Source organism: Flavobacterium sangjuense, from assembly GCF_004797125.1.
In the GTDB taxonomy this organism is placed as follows: domain Bacteria; phylum Bacteroidota; class Bacteroidia; order Flavobacteriales; family Flavobacteriaceae; genus Flavobacterium; species Flavobacterium sangjuense.
This window is the reverse complement of record NZ_CP038810.1, coordinates 2,545,253-2,561,933: the sequence shown is the minus strand read 5'-3', so window position 1 is coordinate 2,561,933 and position 16,681 is coordinate 2,545,253. Positions and strand designations below refer to the sequence as shown.

Genomic DNA, 16,681 nt, shown 5'->3' with positions numbered 1-16,681 from the left:
CATTTGTGTAAATTTAGTTTATGGATTATTTGCAGCTACATCAAGAGTATAAAGAGGAATCAATTTTTGGACGCTATATCACTTTAGAGCATATAGAACCCCTAATTTTAAGGCATCAAGCTGAAATTATTGGGCAATCTGTTTTGGGAAAACCAATTTACAAATTACAATTCGGAACCGGAAAGACTAAAATTCTGATGTGGTCGCAAATGCACGGAAACGAAGGAACAACTACTAAAGCATTGTTTGACTTTATTAATTTTTTGCATTCCAATACTAAAGAAAGCCATGCTATTTTAAATGATTTTACCTTTTGCATGCTGCCAATGCTCAATCCTGATGGCGCAAAATTATATACCAGGGAAAACGCCAACGGAATAGATTTAAACCGCGATGCGCAAAATCTTTCCCAACCGGAAAGCGTTGTATTGCGAAAAACATTTGAAACTTTCCAACCTGATTACTGCTATAATCTTCACGACCAAAGAACCATTTACGGAGCAGGAGATAATGGAGACTCAGCCACAGTTTCGTTTTTAGCGCCAGCCTTTAATGAAAATAGAGACATCAACGAAGTCCGTATAAAAGCTATGAATATTATTGTGGCAATGAACAATACATTGCAACAGTTTATTCCAAATCAAGTGGGACGATTTGACGATTCGTTTAATTTAAATTGTGTCGGAGATACTTTTCAATACTTAAATGTACCAACCATACTTTTTGAAGCGGGACATTTTGCCAACGATTATGAACGGGAAATTACGAGAAAATATATTTTTATTGCTTTAGTTTCGGGAATTAATTTTTTGTACGAAAACGATATAGTTCTCAACGAAATCGACGATTACCTAAAAATTTCGCAAAATAAAGTCGTTTTTTATGATTTTGTTTATAAAAATGTCAAAATAAATTATGATAGTAACAAAAAAATTATCAATTTTGCTGCTCAGTTCAAAGAAGTTCTAAATAACGGAAAAGTAACTTTTGAAGCAGAGATTGCTCAAGTCGATAATTTAGAAAATTATTTTGGTCATGTAGAAATTGACGCTAAAGGCGAAACCTATAATGACGGAGAAAATAATTTTCCGATTTTGGAGAAGAAAGCTAACTTTTATTTAGGAAGTATTAAAATAGTCAACGGAGCACAAATCAAGTAACTATTTTTTACACTTTGAACTTTAGCATTAGATTATAATAAAAAAATATTTTATGAGTAAGTTTAAATTAGACGAAGTAGACCATCAAATTTTGGATATGTTGATTGACAACACTAGAATCCCTTTTACTGACATTGCCAAAAAACTGTTGATTTCAGCAGGAACTGTGCACGTAAGAGTGAAGAAAATGGAAGATCAGGGAATCATCATGGGTTCATCATTGTCATTGGACTATGAAAAACTAGGCTATTCTTTTATTGCTTATGTTGGTGTGTTTTTGAATAACACTTCGCAAACTAAATTTGTTTTAGAAAGAATCAATGAAATACCTTATGTGACAGTAGCTCACGTAACCACAGGAAAATTTAATATCTTCTGTAAAATTAGAGCAAAAGATACGAAACATGCAAAAGACGTAATCTTTATGCTTGATGATATTGATGGCGTTTACAGAACCGAAACGATGATATCATTAGAAGAAAGCATTAACGACAAAAAACGTTTGATGCACACTATTTTCCAGGAATTAGATTAAGAACTAATATTTTGTTATATAATTCTAACCTCATTCTCTCCGGCGAATGAGGTTTTTTTAAATAATTTAATTTAAAATTGCCAGCCATGTACACCTTACCTAAAATTGAGCGTTTTAACCAAAATGTTTTACAAAAATATCATATTTATAACAGCGTTTTTATAACGTTGCCATTTGATTCAATTGATAATACTGGTGTGTTATTACCATTGTTTGCAGAAGTTTGTGATGCAGGCTTTAAAAAGAATTGGTCGCCAAAACAGATAGTCGATTTCTTTGCCGAAAAGTATTTAGACAACGCTGCCGAAGAAGAAAAAATTGATTTAATGTTTCGATTTATTCAATATGTTGAGCGCCAAATTGTACTTTTTGATGCTATTGAAGACGCGGCTTTTCCGGTGGTGAATAATTTGGAAGGAAGAGGTTCGTTGCGCGATATCAAAGAAAAATCAGAAGCTAAAGACAAACATGAAGAGCTTATCAGTTTTCTGGAAAGCTTTAGTGTTCGAACGGTTCTAACAGCGCATCCAACACAGTTTTATCCTGGTTCGGTGCTTGGAATCATCACCGATTTGACCGAAGCCATTCGTCAAAATAATTTATTGCAAATTAAACAATTGCTGGCCCAACTAGGTAAAACACCTTTCATAAAAAAAGAAAAGCCAACACCTTTTGACGAAGCAGTGAGCTTAATTTGGTATCTCGAAAATGTATTCTATCAAACTATTGGAGAAATGATGCTGTACATGCAGAAAAATATTTTTGATGGTAATACGATAGAAAATTCAATTATTAATTTGGGCTTTTGGCCGGGCGGTGATAGAGATGGCAATCCGTTTGTAACACCAGAAATTACGGATAAAGTCGCTAAACGTTTGCGAACCTCAATACTCAAATGCTATTATTTTGACATCAGAGTCCTGAAAAGAAAGCTGACTTTCAACAAAGTAGATAAGATTATTGCCAACATTGAATACAAACTGTATCGCTCTGTTTTTTATTCTCAAGGCGAATTATTTATTTCTTTAGACGAATTAAATAACGAGCTCAATATTGTAAAACAAATCATAATTAATGATCATCAGTCTTTGTATTTAGACGAAATTAATATGTTGCTGCAAAAGATAAATGAGTTTGGTTTCCATTTTGCGGCTTTGGATATTCGTCAAAACAGCCGCATACACAATGCCGTTTTTGATGATATTACAGCATTTTTGAAAAGAGAAAAAGAAGTTTACTTTCCGGAAGATTTTGAAACACTTTCCGAAGAAGGCAAAATGGATTTTATTTCAAAACTTCACTTTGATTTAAGCAATCATTTCTTTGAAAATGAGATTACACGATCTACTTTGGATACTATAAAACTGATGCGTAAGATTCAAGAAGAAAATGGTGAAAGAGGCTGCAATCGCTATATTATTAGTAACAACGAAAGCGCTTTAAACGTTATCGAAACTTTTGCAATGTTCCGTTTACTCGATTGGGAAAACCCAACCGTTGATATAGTGCCACTATTTGAATCGGTTGACGATTTGCATCATGCGCATGAAATCATGGAGCAATTATATAAAAATACCATTTATCGAAAACATATTAAACACCGAAAAGATAAGCAAACTGTGATGCTTGGTTTTTCAGATGGTACAAAAGATGGTGGTTATCTGATGGCCAATTGGAGTATATTCAAAGCCAAAGAAATGATTACTGAAGTTTCCCGAAAATACGGAATCAAAGTTATTTTCTTTGATGGGCGAGGCGGACCACCAGCGCGTGGCGGTGGAAAAACACATAAGTTTTATGCCTCTTTAGGCTCGACTATAGAAAATCAGGAAATACAGGTTACAGTTCAAGGACAAACCATTAGTTCTAATTTTGGAACATTGGATTCCTGCCGTTATAATCTGGAAAATCTGTTGAGTGCCGGAGTAGCAAATGCCGTTTTTAATAAAGACGAAAATAATCTTTCAGCTTCCGATAAAGCCATCATTGATGAATTGGCAGCTATCGGTTATCAAAAATACCTAGATTTTAAATCACATGAAAAGTTTATTCCTTATTTGGAAGAAATGAGTACTTTAAAATACTATTCTAAAACCAATATTGGCAGTCGTCCTTCAAAGAGAAATGCGTCAGAACAATTGAATTTTGCTGATTTGCGTGCGATTCCTTTTGTGAGCGCGTGGAGCCAAATGAAGCAAAATGTTCCCGGATTTTTTGGAGTTGGAACAGCTTTGAAACAGTTTGAAACCAACAACCAATGGGAAAAAGTGCAAAATCTCTACGACAATTCTTTGTTCTTCAGAACCTTGTTAGAAAACACAGCAATGTCTTTGGCCAAAAGTTATTTTCCGTTAACGGCTTATATGAAAAACGATCCCTCGTTTGGTGAATTTTGGCAAATTATCTATGATGAATTTTCAGAAACCAAACGCTTACTGCTTAAAATTGCCGGACATAAGGAATTGATGGAAAACTATCCGGACGGAAAGGCTTCTATAGCGATGAGAGAGCAAATCGTTTTGCCATTGTTAACCATTCAGCAATATGCTTCGTCGCAAATCAATGAAATTAAAAAGCATAAAAAAGGTGACGAAAAATTGCTGAGTGCTTATGAAAAACTGGTTACAAGGTCACTTTTCGGAAATACAAATGCCAGCAGAAACTCGGCTTAGTTAAAGGTTTTTTGGTTTGAAGGATTAAATTTGTTTAACAAAATAAATACGAGATTGGATTATTTGTGTACTTTAGACAAAGTTTTTTAATGTTACCGATAATCTTAATTGAGTTAATATGAAAAAATATGCCCTTTTCTTTATAGCGTTTTTTCTTTCTGTAAGCAGTTTTGCTCAGAAGGATAGCAAAGTCCCGACTAATAAAAAAACGGAAAAAGCAAAACCAGCTCCACCCAAAGAGGAGGTTGTTGTTCCGGCGTTTACCAAAATAAAAGTCATCGAAAACTACGAAAGAGTTTTAGAGAAAGGATATAAGACCGAAGCAATGCTTCAGGCTGTAGCCGATTATCGTTTTTTTGCTGAAGATATGCCAGCGGCGGCAAAATGGTATGAACAACTATTTGAATTCTGCCCGGATGAATTAGAAGCCGTTTACTATTTCAGATATGCCGAATCACTGAAAAGCATCGGTCAAACTGAAAAGTCAAAAGAGATGATGGCGCTGTTTCAAATTAAAAAAACATAAAAATTTCAGGTACTTTACCTCACTACATCGGTTGATAACATTCATTGAAAAATAAAGATAAGGAGCAGATAATTTTGTACCTTAGATATGGTTTTTAAATATTGACAATAATCTTAATTGAGTTGATATGAAAAATTATGTACTTCTCTTTATAGTTATTTTTTTTTCTAGTGGTTTTGCTCAGAAGAGCAATAAAGCCCCAACAGCCAATAAGAAAACTGAAAATGCACAACCAACTCCCGAGAAAACTTCTACTGAAGAAGTTGCAGTCGTAGCTTATGCTGTCGAAGAAAAAATAAACATGAAATTTGGCGGAAGAACGACGACTTATGCGGTTTCAAGTTTAGATTTAGTTGATAAAAATGATTTGGGACCAGACAACACCAGAGTTATAAAACCAAAATACGTAAAGGTAAAACCAAAAGAGGAATTACCTGTTGTAGACAAACTATCATCTGTTCCGGTTGTTACTACTCCGACCGTTATAATACCTGTCAAAGTTGATCAAACAGTTCCAAATGGAAAGTTGTTATATACCAAAATAAAAATCATTGAAAACTATGAAAGGGTTTTAGAGAAAGGCTACAAAACGGAGGAAATGCTTGTAGCAGTTGCAGATTACCGTTTTTTTGAAGATGATTTGGTTACCGCAGCCAAATGGTATACGCAACTATTTGAATACTGCCCGGATGAATTAGAAGCTGTTTACTTTTATCGTTACGCTAAATCATTAGAATGTGTTGGTCAAATTGAAAAAGCAAAACAGATGATGGCACTATATCAGATTAAAAAAATGTAAAAAGAAGCGTCAGGGTTCTTAGTCTTTTGCAAATAAAATGCAGAACTTTGCTACACTAAAAAATCATTTACATGAAACCATCCGATTTACAAGCTGAAGAATTTGCTGGACATTTTGCCACTTATATCAACCAAGTTTCTGAAGAATATACCTTAATAGAAGAACTTGAAATCTCAGTGCATCGCTTTATAAAATTTGTGCAAAATATTCCGTTGGATAAATTTGATTATCGCTACGCTGAAGGAAAATGGACCATCAAAGATATTATCCAGCACCTGATTGACGCTGAAAGAATATTTGCTTATCGTGCTTTGCGCTTTGCCAGAAACGACCAAACTCCTTTGTCAAGTTTTGAAGAGAATGATTATGTTGACGAAGCTAATGCAAACAAGAGAAGCATTCAGGATTTATTGACTGAGTTGGCTGTTGTCAGACAAGCAACCTTGTCTTTATTCAAATCATTTTCAAATGAAGAATTACAACGAATAGGAATCGCTTCCAATAAACCAATGTCTGTTCGCGCGTTAGGATTTACCATTATTGGACATCAAAATCACCATCAGAGAGTTTTTGAGGAAAGATATTTGTGAAAATTATTTTATTGAATTTTAAATTAAGAAGATATCAAAATTGAATCAATAAAAAATCCCAAATTCCGTTTGGAACATGGGATTTCATTTATAATTCAAAATTTATAATTATTTATTCATCATCGTCTTCGTCTTCGACAAAGTTATCTGAGGCATCAAAGTCGTCATCATCATCGTCGTCATCGCCATCGTCTGAACCGCCTTTGTCATTTAACAAATCTTCTTCTTCCTCATCGTCATTTTCATTTGGCGCATCATCATCATCGTCTAATCCTTTGATTGGATCAATAGGTTCAACCACAGAGTCAATATCTTCTTCTTCGTCATATTTTTCCATACGACTAGCCAGTTTTGTGCTCACTTTCACCAAGTAAATAGTGTCTTCTGTTTTAACTTCAACAGCTTCAATTAATTCGTTTTGGGCATTTCTAAAACGAATAATATCGGAATCGTCGTAACCTTCAGGGAATTTATCTACCAATAAATTCAGAATGTCACCGGTTAGTTTCGCATAGTCTACAATAATTCTTCTCATAAAAAAATATTTTATAAATCTAGTATGTAAGCAAAGATTAAAGGTACAACAATTGTTGCATCCGATTCAACAATAAATTTGGGTGTATGTATGTCGAGTTTCCCCCACGTAATTTTTTCATTTGGAACAGCTCCTGAATATGAACCATAACTGGTAGTCGAATCGGATATTTGGCAAAAATAACTCCAAAATGGAACCTCGTGCATTTCCATATCCTGATATAACATTGGCACTACACATATTGGAAAATCTCCTGCAATTCCACCACCAATCTGGAAGAAACCTAATCCTTTTCCTGTTGAGTTTTTTGGATACCAATCGGCTAACCACATCATATATTCGATACCACTTTTCATAGTGGTAGCATTAAATTCTCCTTTGATACAATAGGAAGCAAAGATGTTTCCCATGGTACTGTCTTCCCAACCCGGAACTACGATTGGCAAATTCTTTTCGGCTGCAGCCACCATCCAGGAATCTTTTGGATCAATTTCATAATATTGTTGCAACACACCTGAATTAATCATCTGATACATGAACTCATGCGGAAAATAACGTTCTCCTTTTGAGTTGGCATTGTTCCAAATATCATATAAATGCGATTGTAATCTGCGGAAAGCTTCTTCTTCCGGAATACAAGTATCAGTAACGCGGTTAAAATGATTTTCTAATAAATCCCATTCTTCCTGCGGACTTAAATCTCTATAGTTTGGTACTCTCTTATAAGAATTGTGAGCTACCAAATTCATAATATCTTCTTCCAAATTGGCGCCAGTACAAGAAATAATATGCACTTTATCCTGACGAATCATTTCGGCTAATGATTTTCCCAGCTCGGCAGTACTCATAGCACCGGCAAGTGAAATCAACATTTTACCATTGTCAAGCAAGTGTTCTTCGTATCCTTTTGCTGCATCAACAAGCGCTGCCGCATTGAAATGAAGGTAATGTTTTTCTATAAACTGACTAATTGGTCCTTTGCTCATTTTGTAATTTTTAATCTGAATTTATTTCAGATTCTAGTTTGTAATTTGCTGTTCAAAGAAAATCTATTTTTTTAAAACTTCAAACTGTTTTTACAATTTAATTTTGTTAAAAATAACGATCTGACAGCGTTTAATTTGAATGTTATTTTTTTTGGTATCCTAATATTTTCAAGACATCGTCAGAAGTTTGTTGTTCTGAGAAAACCTCAGTTGCCAAAATTCCGTTTTCATCTCTATCAATTAAAATATGTCTCGGCTGTGGAATCAAACAGTGATGCAAACCGCCAAAACCACCAATGGTTTCCTGATAAGCACCTGTATTGAAGAAACCTATATATAAGGGTTTTTCTTTATTGTATTTTGGCAGATAGATGGCGTTCATATTCTGCTCAGAGTTGTAGTAATCGTCGCTGTCGCATGTCATACCGCCCAATAAAACCCTTTCGTAAGTATCATTCCAACGGTTTACGGCAAGCATGATAAAACGTTTGTTGATTGCCCAGGTATCAGGTAAAGTTGTAATAAATGAACTGTCAATCATGTTCCAGGCTTCTCTGTCGTTTTGTTGTTTTTGATACAAAACCTGATAAATTGCGCCACCCGATTCTCCAACAGTAAACGAACCAAATTCAGTAAAGATATTAGGAACATCAACTTCCTCTTCCTCGCAGGCAATTTTAATCTGATTGATGATTTCGTCAATCATATATTGGTAATCAAATTCAAATGCCAGAGAGTTTTTGATAGGAAATCCTCCGCCAATGTTTAATCCATCAAGTGACGGACATTCTTTTTTAAGTTGAATGTAAACTTTGATACATTTTACCAATTCGTTCCAATAGTAAGCCGTATCATTAATTCCGGTATTGATGAAAAAGTGAAGCATTTTCAACTCCAGTTTATCATTTTCCTGAATTTGCTTTTTATAAAAGTTCAAGATGTTTTTGTATCCAATTCCTAAACGGGAAGTATAGAACTCAAACTTTGGTTCTTCCTCGGCAGCAATCCTGATTCCGATTTTGAATTTACCTTTAATTTGCTCCTGTAACAAATCTAATTCCTCATAATTATCAATAATCGGAATAGTATTTTTATGACCATGATTAATCAAACGGGCAATGTTTTCAATGTATTGGTCGCGTTTGAAACCATTACATATTATATAAGTGCTCTTGTTGATTTTTCCGTTTTCCAATAAATTCTCCACTATATTGATATCGAAAGCAGAAGATGTTTCAATATGGATATTGTTTTTGAATGCCTCATTCATTATGTATTGAAAATGCGAACTTTTGGTACAATAACAATAGTAATATTTGGCTTCGTACTTGTTTTTTTCCATGGCATTTCTAAACCAGTTTTTGGCTCTTTTAATGTTGTTGGAAATTTGTGGCAAATAAGTAAACTTTAAAGGTGTGCCGTATTGTTCTACTAATTTCATCAAATCGATATTGTGAAATTGCAATTGGCTTTCTTTGTTTAAAGTAAATTCTTCCTGTGGGAAGTAATAGGTTTGATTAATTAAATCGAAATATTTAGTGTTCATTTAAGTAGTGAAATTAGGGATTAGTTTATTTTATAAAAACAAAATAATCTTATAATTCAAACTCTAATATTTGCGTAAATAATAGGAAGTTTTTCCTGAAATAAAAATGTAATCGGAGAACACAAAGCCATCAAATCATTTTTGAGTATATAAAAATGATTGGTTACAGTGAAGAAATTTGGGTTGGTTTCTTGACTATAAATACTGTAAACAGAAGCGCTGGCTCTTTTTTTCATCTCGGCAAATGTAAAAAAATATTATATTAGAAATGTACTACTTTGTATAAAATTATGTTAACTTTTATAATCTGCAAAAGATTTTATAATTAATTCATTTTCAACGGCTTGATTGATTTTAATATTTCCGATTCCGTCAAGCAGTGCAAATTGTATTTGCCCATACTCATTTTTCTTATCGTGAATGAGTAAATCGAGTATGGGCTGCAGGTCATTTTCTTCAAAAACGATGGTTTCAAAAACAGCGTTGATAACATTTTTAATTTCCAAATAGTCAACTGCTGAAAGCAACTTTTTCTGCCATGAAATATAACTTTCCAAAATCATTCCGACCGCAATGGCTTCGCCGTGTAGTAAGGTTTTTTTGTTTTCGTTTTCGAGAAAATAACTTTCGATGGCGTGACCTAAAGTGTGACCAAAATTCAATGCTTTTCGGATGCCGTTTTCGGTTGGATCCTGCATCACAATTTCATTTTTAATTTCGATGGAACGATGAATTAATTCGTCAAAATCTTCAAAATTAACTTCGCTTAAATCTTTGAATTTTGTCCAATAATCAGCGTCAGCTATCAATCCGTGTTTTAGCATTTCTGCCAAACCGGAACGCATTTCATTTTGTGGTAAAGTGGCTAAGTATTCAGTATCAATTAATACCATTTTCGGAACATTGATAACGCCAATTTGGTTTTTTAAGTTACCCAAATCTACGCCGTTTTTCCCTCCAACTGAAGCATCAACCATCGCTAAAAGTGTGGTTGGAACATGAATAAAATCGATTCCTCTTTTAAATGTTGACGCGACAAATCCGCCAATATCGGTAATCACACCACCGCCAATATTAATTAGGAGACTTTTTCTGTCGCCGCCAAGTTCCGTTAGTATTGTCCAAATCTCGACACAAGTATTGATGTTTTTTTCGATTTCACCAGCTTCTATTTCAATAATTTCGATAGTTTTTTCTGTAGCCAAAAAAGGCAAAAATCGGGATAAGCAATATTCGTTGGTATTTGTATCTGTTAAAATAAAAATTGTGGAATAGCTGTTTTCCTCAATAAAACTATTGAGCGAATTATAAGCTTTTTCAGCAAATAAAATTGGATAACCGTTGGCTTGTATGTATTGTGTCATTGTCTTAAATGTATTCAGCAAAATAAGGGATTTTTTTTCTAATAATACAATAAGTTTTATTAATAGGTTTTCAATTTTCAGTGACAAATAAGTTTTATATTTGTTTAACTTTATTTAAAAAATAATAAACAAAATGTTGATAACCGCAAAAACAAATTTAGACGATATCGCAATTGACCGGATTATTGAAATGGCTTGGGAAGACAGAACTCCGTTTGATGCAATTAAAATTCAGTTTGGTCTGGCTGAAGCCGATGTTAAAGCGTTGATGAAACGGGAGCTCAAATTTAGCAGTTACAAATTTTGGAGAAAGCGTGTTGAAAATTGTAAAACAAAGCATTTGGCAAAACGTGTAACCGGAATCGATAGATTCAAATGCAATAGGCAACGTGCGATTTCCAATAATAAGATTTCGAAACGATAATTATAAAAAAAATGGAAAAAGAAATGCCTGATAATATAGCATTTTCTGAAGAACAGGGTTACAATGCAAGTCTGTTGCCGTATGCATCAAATGTTGGTGCTCCGGTTATTAAAATGGATGATCTTGTTTCTTGGAAAAGCAGAGGAATTAGCACTGTTAACAAGGAATTTGAAAATAAGTTCAATGAACTTAAAATGCAATATCAAAACTTAATGAACGAGTATGAATGGAACGAATTAGTTTATAATGCAAAGTTTTCATTCGAACCGGTAATTGGTGAAATTTATCATTTATACAGAGGCGATGACGGAATTAACTTTCTGTCGTTAATTTCTCCGCAAGAATGGAATAAAGAACACATAGGCACTTTCAAATTGAATAGTGATAAGAAGTGGATTGTGTTGAATCAAAAAGACAGTGTTTTTCAATAATTACAAAAACAAAAAAAATGCAAAAACATATTTCTTCAGCTGCTATAATGGCGATGGAAAAACAAGAACGTGTTCATTTTATAAATAGTTTAGGCGGTTTTAAAAGTGTAGCTCTTGTTGGAACGGTTGATAATGAAGGAAAAACTAATCTTGCCGTTTTTAGTTCGTTGATTCATATTGGCGCGAATCCACCATTGATGGCCTTGATTTTTAGACCAAGTCCGCCAGAGCGAAACACTTTAAATAATCTGCTTGAAACCGGTTTTTACACTTTGAATCACATCAACGAAACCATTTATCAACAAGCGCATCAAACTTCAGCACGTTATGAAAAAGGAGTTTCTGAATTTGATGAAACCGGCTTAACACCTGAATATAAAAATAATTTCAAAGTCCCTTTTGTAAAAGAAAGTTTGGTGCAAATTGGAATGGCATTCCGAGAAAAAATTGATATCACAGTCAATAATACCATTATGATTATTGGCGAAATTGTTCAGGTTTATTTTCCGGAAAATTGTCTGGGTAACGATGGATTTATCGATTTGGAAAAAGCGGATACGATTACTTGTTCAGGATTGGATAGTTATCACACTACGAAACGATTAGACCGATTGAGTTATGCCAAACCGGATAAAGCGTTAACATCAATTTTATAGCATTGGATAAAAAAGCCATAAATATTGTTTGGTTTAAAAGAGATTTGCGATTGGCCGATCACGAACCTTTATTTCATGCACAACTATCGGGTTTACCTATTTTGCTACTTTATTTTTTCGAACCTTCTGTTATGGCTTATGATGACTCCGATGTAAGACATTGGCGGTTTGTTTATGAATCGATTCAAGGTTTGCAAACCCAATTAGATTCGGTTGAAGCCAAAATCTATTTTTTTCATCATGAAGTGAAAGCAGTTTTCGAAGAAATTGCAAAAGTGTATAATGTAAAAACCATTTTTTCGCATCAGGAAATAGGTAACAAAGTTACGTTTGACAGAGACATCGAAATGCAAAATTACTTTGCTGAAAATGCAATCGAGTGGAGGGAATTCCAACTGCACGGCGTGATTCGGAAATTAAAATCCAGAAAAGATTGGGACAAACGTTGGGAAAATGTAATGCGGGCTACTCCAAAAATAATTGATTTAAATTCTCTAAAAACTGAAAAATTAGATTCCGATTTATACAACAAATTAAAAGGTGAAAATCTAAGTAATGAAATCACAACACACAATAACAACTTCCAGCAAGGTGGTGAATATTGGGCTTGGCGGTATTTAGACAGTTTTGTAAAAGAGCGCTACGTTAATTATAGCAAGCATATTTCAAAACCTAATTTGAGCCGAAAAGGATGCAGCCGATTATCGCCTTACTTGGCTTACGGAAACATCAGTATGCGAATGGTTTACCAATATACGAATCAGTTTTATGAACAAGCTTCCAACAAAAGAGCAATGCTCAATTTTGTGTCGAGATTGCATTGGCATTGTCATTTTATGCAAAAGTTTGAGGATGAATGTCGGATGGAATTTCATAACATTAACAGTGCTTTTGATGTAATAATTAAGCCTAGAAATGAAGTTTATATTCAAGCTTGGCAACAAGGAAAAACTGGAGTTCCCATAGTTGATGCTTGTATGCGATGTGTGGTCGCGACGGGTTATCTCAATTTTAGAATGCGGGCGATGGTCGTGTCGTTTTTTGTGTTTAATCTTTGGCAGGATTGGCGTGAGTTGCATTTTTTGGCGCGGCAGTTTTTAGATTATGAACCGGGCATTCATTATCCACAGTTACAAATGCAATCGGGTGTTACCGGAATCAATACGGTTCGAATTTATAATCCAATAAAGAATTCGGAAGAACACGATAGCGAGGGAATTTTTATAAAAAAATGGTTACCCGAGTTGGCCAATATTCCGGCTCATTTAATTCATGAACCCTGGAAATTGAGCTTAATTGAACAGCAATTATATCAATGTGAAATTGGAAAAGATTACCCAGTACCAATTGTTGATATTGAAGCAACCCGAAAATACGCAAGTGATATTATCTGGAGTTTTCGAAAAACAAATGAAGTCAAAGAAGAAGGAAAGCGAATTCTGAAAAAGCATGTAACGAATCCCAATTCAAATAAAACAACTCATGCGCGGAACAAAAAAACAAAACTTACCTAGCAAAATTTGCGTGGTTTGTAACCGACCTTTTTCCTGGCGCAAAAAATGGGAGAAAGTTTGGGATGAAGTAAAATATTGTAGTGATAAATGCAGAGGCAATAGAAATGAAAAATAGTGCTATTCTTAGGTTAATTCTAGGTGACCAGCTAAACATAAATCATTCTTGGTTTAAAACCGTCGATGATACGGTTACTTATGTCATGATGGAAGTGAGAACCGAAACCGATTATGTGCATCATCACATTCAGAAAGTAGTTGGTTTTTTTAGTGCTATGCGTTCTTTTGCTGCGGAATTACAGTCGAAAAAGCATTCTGTAATTTACATTCATTTAAATGACGCAACCAATTTGCAATCATTTGAAAAGAATTTAAATGCGATTCTGAGTCAAGGAAATTATACTCAATTCGAATATCAATTACCCGATGAATATCGATTAGATGGTTTATTGAAAAGTTATTGTAATCAACTTTCAATTCCATATTCTGTTTATGATACCGAACATTTTTTCAGTACAAGAGAAGAATTAGGCGACTTCTTTGAAGGAAAGAAAATGTATTTGATGGAAAGCTTTTATCGCAACATGCGAAAGAAGCACAATATGTTGATGGAAGGCGATAAACCAACAGCTGGTCAATGGAATTATGATGGTGATAACCGAAAAAAGTTGCCCGCAAATCACAAACCAACTGCGCCATTGGTTTTTAATAATGAGGTGACGCAAATTGTTTCAGAGCTAAAAAGTACAGCTATTTCAACTATCGGAACTATTGATGAAAACAATTTCGTTTGGCCCATAAATAGTGAGCAATCATTAGCTTTACTCGACTTTTTTGTGGCGGAATGTTTGCCTTTATTTGGGTCTTATCAAGACTCGATGGTGCCCAATGAATGGTCATTATACCATTCGCGTCTTTCGTTTTCGATGAATGTTAAAATGATTTCTCCAAAAGAAGTAACCGATAGAGCGATTCAAGAATGGGAAAAAAGGAAAGATGAAATTGATTACAACCAACTCGAAGGTTTTGTTAGACAAATTATAGGTTGGCGCGAATACATGCGCGGGATTTATTGGTTAAAAATGCCCGAATTTGCTTCGTTGAATTTCCTTAATCACACTGAAAAATTGCCCAATTGGTTTTGGACAGGAAAGACTAAAATGAATTGTTTAAAAGATGCCATAACACAATCTTTAGATTATGCCTATGCACATCACATTCAGCGATTGATGATTACCGGAAACTTTGCCTTGTTAGCCGGGGTTCATCCGGATGAAGTTGATGCCTGGTATCTTGGGATTTATATTGATGCTATTGAATGGGTTGAAATCACCAACACACGTGGCATGAGCCAGTTTGCCGATGGCGGAATTGTAGGTACAAAACCGTATGTGAGTTCGGCTTCCTATATTGATAAAATGAGTCATTATTGTGGAAGCTGTTTCTATAAAAAGGCTCTAAAAACTGGCGAAAAAGCATGTCCGTTTAACAGCTTGTATTGGAATTTTTACGATAAACATGAAGACAAATTATCAAAAAATCCTCGTATCGGAATGATGTATAACGTTTGGCGTCAAATGAAACCCGAAGATAAAAGTGCTTTGTTAGAGCAAGCCGATTATTATCTGAAAAATATAAATGCGTTATGAGAAGAAGTATCGTTTGGTTCAAAACCGATTTGCGATTGCATGACAATGAAACACTCGTAAAAGCAATAGCCAAGAGCGACGAGATTATTCCTGTTTATTGTTTTGATGAAGCTCAATTTAAAGTCACGGAATACGGTTTCAAAAAAACAGGAAGTTTCAGAGCGCAATTTTTATTAGAATCAGTTGCCGATTTAGATAAAAATCTACGGGAATTAGGTTCAGGTTTGATTATCTTAAAAGGGAAGCCAGAAGTTGAAATTCCGAAAATAGTTCAGGAATATAAAGCGTATAAAGTGTTTGCCAAAAGAGAAGTTGCTCACGAGGAAAAGCAAACCGAAGCTATAGTTCAAGCTGAACTTTTTAAACTGCGATGTGAATTCGAAACACTCAGCACGAGTACGTTGTATCACGCTGAAGATTTGCCTTTTTCCATAAAAGATATTCCGGATGTTTTTACTAATTTCAGAAAAAAGACTGAGAAAGATGCAGTGATTAGAACTGTTTTCCAAAAACCGCTGCGAATTAAATCTCCTAAAATTGCGGAAATCAATTTACCAACTTTGAATGATTTAGGTTTGGGTAAAATTGCAATTGATTCCAGAGCGGTGCTTCACTTTAAAGGTGGTGAAACCGAAGGATTACAGCGTATTCAGCATTATTTTTTTGAAACAAAATCGATATCAAAATACAAAGAAACGCGTAATGGAATGATAGGCGCTGATTATTCCTCCAAATTTTCAGCATGGCTGGCAATGGGTTGCTTATCGCCAAGAGAAATCTATTTTGAACTCAAAAAATATGAAACGCAATACGAAGCTAACGAATCAACATACTGGCTGGTTTTTGAGTTATTATGGCGTGATTATTTTAGGTTTATGATGAAGAAATATCGCACCAAATTTTTTCAATTAGCCGGAATTCAAAACAAAGGAATTAAGGTAAATAAACATAATATTCAGGTCTTGCAAAGTTGGATTGCTGGTGCAACCGGTGTTGATTTTGTTGATGCCAATATGATTGAACTTAAGCTAACAGGTTTCATGAGCAATCGTGGCCGACAAAATGTAACCAGTTATTTGTGTAACGATTTGAAACTCGATTGGCGTTATGGCGCCGCTTATTTTGAGCAGCAATTAATCGATTATGATGTGTGCAGTAATTGGGGAAATTGGGCGTATTTAGCCGGAGTTGGAAACGATCCAAGAGGCAATCGCTATTTCAATATCGAGAAGCAAGCACAGGATTATGATAAGAATGAAGCGTATAGAAATTTATGGTTGAATGTAATTGATTGATG

The 16,681-nt window shown here is 34.5% G+C and carries 18 protein-coding genes; 13 read left to right on the top strand and 5 right to left on the bottom strand.

The genetic code is table 11. The annotated features are described in order from the left end of the window. Positions 1-20: 20 nt before the first annotated feature. From GS03_RS11300 to GS03_RS11275, 6 genes are all read left to right on the top strand, one after another. A complete protein-coding gene (locus tag GS03_RS11300) occupies positions 21-1,160 on the top strand; it encodes a M14 family metallopeptidase (protein ID WP_136152652.1) in 1,140 nt (379 codons plus the stop codon). A gap of 52 nt (positions 1,161-1,212) precedes the next feature. Beyond that, positions 1,213-1,695: an Lrp/AsnC family transcriptional regulator gene (locus GS03_RS11295; RefSeq protein ID WP_136152651.1), complete on the top strand. Its 483-nt coding sequence runs from the start codon at positions 1,213-1,215 to the stop codon at positions 1,693-1,695. A gap of 86 nt (positions 1,696-1,781) precedes the next feature. Beyond that, complete coding sequence (locus GS03_RS11290) at positions 1,782-4,367, top strand: phosphoenolpyruvate carboxylase (protein ID WP_136152650.1); 2,586 nt, start codon at positions 1,782-1,784, stop codon at positions 4,365-4,367. Positions 4,368-4,485: 118 nt separating this feature from the next. After that, complete coding sequence (locus GS03_RS11285) at positions 4,486-4,893, top strand: hypothetical protein (RefSeq protein WP_136152649.1); 408 nt, start codon at positions 4,486-4,488, stop codon at positions 4,891-4,893. Positions 4,894-5,020: 127 nt separating this feature from the next. After that, positions 5,021-5,692 carry a hypothetical protein gene (locus GS03_RS11280; RefSeq protein WP_136152648.1) on the top strand — a complete coding sequence of 224 codons (672 nt, stop codon included), beginning with the start codon at positions 5,021-5,023 and terminating at the stop codon, positions 5,690-5,692. Between the two features lie 71 nt (positions 5,693-5,763). After that, the gene (locus GS03_RS11275; RefSeq protein ID WP_136152647.1) at positions 5,764-6,282 is read left to right on the top strand and encodes a DinB family protein; all 519 of its coding nucleotides are present in this window, start codon (positions 5,764-5,766) and stop codon (positions 6,280-6,282) included. Between the two features lie 112 nt (positions 6,283-6,394). On the opposite strand, the gene GS03_RS11270 is transcribed toward GS03_RS11275, so the two are convergent. From GS03_RS11270 to aroB, 5 genes are all read right to left on the bottom strand, one after another. Continuing rightward, entirely contained in the window at positions 6,395-6,817 is a 423-nt protein-coding gene (locus GS03_RS11270; protein WP_136152646.1) for a DNA primase, read from the bottom strand. Positions 6,818-6,828: 11 nt separating this feature from the next. Next, a complete protein-coding gene (locus tag GS03_RS11265; protein ID WP_136152645.1) occupies positions 6,829-7,803 on the bottom strand; it encodes a deoxyhypusine synthase family protein in 975 nt (324 codons plus the stop codon). 142 nt (positions 7,804-7,945) lie between these two features. After that, positions 7,946-9,349, bottom strand: coding sequence for a type III PLP-dependent enzyme domain-containing protein (locus GS03_RS11260; RefSeq protein ID WP_136152644.1), 1,404 nt, complete (start codon positions 9,347-9,349; stop codon positions 7,946-7,948). A 56-nt stretch (positions 9,350-9,405) separates the two neighbouring features. After that, on the bottom strand, positions 9,406-9,585 hold the full coding sequence (locus GS03_RS11255; RefSeq protein WP_136152643.1) for a hypothetical protein: 180 nt from the start codon (positions 9,583-9,585) through the stop codon (positions 9,406-9,408). A gap of 57 nt (positions 9,586-9,642) precedes the next feature. Further along, complete coding sequence (gene aroB, locus GS03_RS11250) at positions 9,643-10,713, bottom strand: 3-dehydroquinate synthase (protein WP_136152642.1); 1,071 nt, start codon at positions 10,711-10,713, stop codon at positions 9,643-9,645. A 133-nt stretch (positions 10,714-10,846) separates the two neighbouring features. On the opposite strand from aroB, the gene GS03_RS11245 reads away from it, so the two are divergent. From GS03_RS11245 to GS03_RS11215, 7 genes are read left to right on the top strand one after another with little or no spacing between them, the layout of a single operon-like run. After that, a complete protein-coding gene (locus tag GS03_RS11245) occupies positions 10,847-11,137 on the top strand; it encodes a TIGR03643 family protein (protein ID WP_136152641.1) in 291 nt (96 codons plus the stop codon). An 11-nt stretch (positions 11,138-11,148) separates the two neighbouring features. Continuing rightward, positions 11,149-11,568, top strand: coding sequence for a DUF2452 domain-containing protein (locus GS03_RS11240; RefSeq protein ID WP_136152640.1), 420 nt, complete (start codon positions 11,149-11,151; stop codon positions 11,566-11,568). Positions 11,569-11,585: 17 nt separating this feature from the next. Further along, positions 11,586-12,224 (top strand): flavin reductase family protein, encoded by a 639-nt coding sequence (locus GS03_RS11235; RefSeq protein WP_136152639.1) that lies wholly within the window; start codon positions 11,586-11,588, stop codon positions 12,222-12,224. Between the two features lie 2 nt (positions 12,225-12,226). Continuing rightward, complete coding sequence (locus tag GS03_RS11230; RefSeq protein WP_136152638.1) at positions 12,227-13,738, top strand: cryptochrome/deoxyribodipyrimidine photo-lyase family protein; 1,512 nt, start codon at positions 12,227-12,229, stop codon at positions 13,736-13,738. Continuing rightward, positions 13,707-13,853, top strand: coding sequence for a DUF2256 domain-containing protein (locus tag GS03_RS11225; RefSeq protein ID WP_136152637.1), 147 nt, complete (start codon positions 13,707-13,709; stop codon positions 13,851-13,853). The genes GS03_RS11230 and GS03_RS11225 overlap by 32 nt, the downstream gene beginning before the upstream one ends. Continuing rightward, positions 13,843-15,384, top strand: coding sequence for a cryptochrome/photolyase family protein (locus tag GS03_RS11220; protein ID WP_136152636.1), 1,542 nt, complete (start codon positions 13,843-13,845; stop codon positions 15,382-15,384). The genes GS03_RS11225 and GS03_RS11220 overlap by 11 nt, the downstream gene beginning before the upstream one ends. After that, positions 15,381-16,679, top strand: coding sequence for a DASH family cryptochrome (locus GS03_RS11215; protein WP_136152635.1), 1,299 nt, complete (start codon positions 15,381-15,383; stop codon positions 16,677-16,679). Before GS03_RS11220 ends, GS03_RS11215 begins: the two co-directional genes overlap by 4 nt. The last annotated feature ends 2 nt before the right edge of the window (positions 16,680-16,681 follow it).

What these genes read in the sequence shown, in the direction of transcription:
- GS03_RS11260 (WP_136152644.1), bottom strand. Translation starts at nt 9,349, where the DNA reads ATGAACACTAAATATTTCGATTTAATTAATCAAACCTATTACTTCCCA.
- GS03_RS11290 (WP_136152650.1), top strand. Translation starts at nt 1,782, where the DNA reads ATGTACACCTTACCTAAAATTGAGCGTTTTAACCAAAATGTTTTACAA.
- GS03_RS11300 (WP_136152652.1), top strand. Translation starts at nt 21, where the DNA reads ATGGATTATTTGCAGCTACATCAAGAGTATAAAGAGGAATCAATTTTT.
- GS03_RS11240 (WP_136152640.1), top strand. Translation starts at nt 11,149, where the DNA reads ATGGAAAAAGAAATGCCTGATAATATAGCATTTTCTGAAGAACAGGGT.
- GS03_RS11215 (WP_136152635.1), top strand. Translation starts at nt 15,381, where the DNA reads ATGAGAAGAAGTATCGTTTGGTTCAAAACCGATTTGCGATTGCATGAC.
- aroB (WP_136152642.1), bottom strand. Translation starts at nt 10,713, where the DNA reads ATGACACAATACATACAAGCCAACGGTTATCCAATTTTATTTGCTGAA.
- GS03_RS11225 (WP_136152637.1), top strand. Translation starts at nt 13,707, where the DNA reads ATGCGCGGAACAAAAAAACAAAACTTACCTAGCAAAATTTGCGTGGTT.
- GS03_RS11295 (WP_136152651.1), top strand. Translation starts at nt 1,213, where the DNA reads ATGAGTAAGTTTAAATTAGACGAAGTAGACCATCAAATTTTGGATATG.
- GS03_RS11245 (WP_136152641.1), top strand. Translation starts at nt 10,847, where the DNA reads ATGTTGATAACCGCAAAAACAAATTTAGACGATATCGCAATTGACCGG.
- GS03_RS11255 (WP_136152643.1), bottom strand. Translation starts at nt 9,585, where the DNA reads ATGAAAAAAAGAGCCAGCGCTTCTGTTTACAGTATTTATAGTCAAGAA.
- GS03_RS11275 (WP_136152647.1), top strand. Translation starts at nt 5,764, where the DNA reads ATGAAACCATCCGATTTACAAGCTGAAGAATTTGCTGGACATTTTGCC.
- GS03_RS11235 (WP_136152639.1), top strand. Translation starts at nt 11,586, where the DNA reads ATGCAAAAACATATTTCTTCAGCTGCTATAATGGCGATGGAAAAACAA.
- GS03_RS11220 (WP_136152636.1), top strand. Translation starts at nt 13,843, where the DNA reads ATGAAAAATAGTGCTATTCTTAGGTTAATTCTAGGTGACCAGCTAAAC.
- GS03_RS11265 (WP_136152645.1), bottom strand. Translation starts at nt 7,803, where the DNA reads ATGAGCAAAGGACCAATTAGTCAGTTTATAGAAAAACATTACCTTCAT.
- GS03_RS11280 (WP_136152648.1), top strand. Translation starts at nt 5,021, where the DNA reads ATGAAAAATTATGTACTTCTCTTTATAGTTATTTTTTTTTCTAGTGGT.
- GS03_RS11285 (WP_136152649.1), top strand. Translation starts at nt 4,486, where the DNA reads ATGAAAAAATATGCCCTTTTCTTTATAGCGTTTTTTCTTTCTGTAAGC.
- GS03_RS11270 (WP_136152646.1), bottom strand. Translation starts at nt 6,817, where the DNA reads ATGAGAAGAATTATTGTAGACTATGCGAAACTAACCGGTGACATTCTG.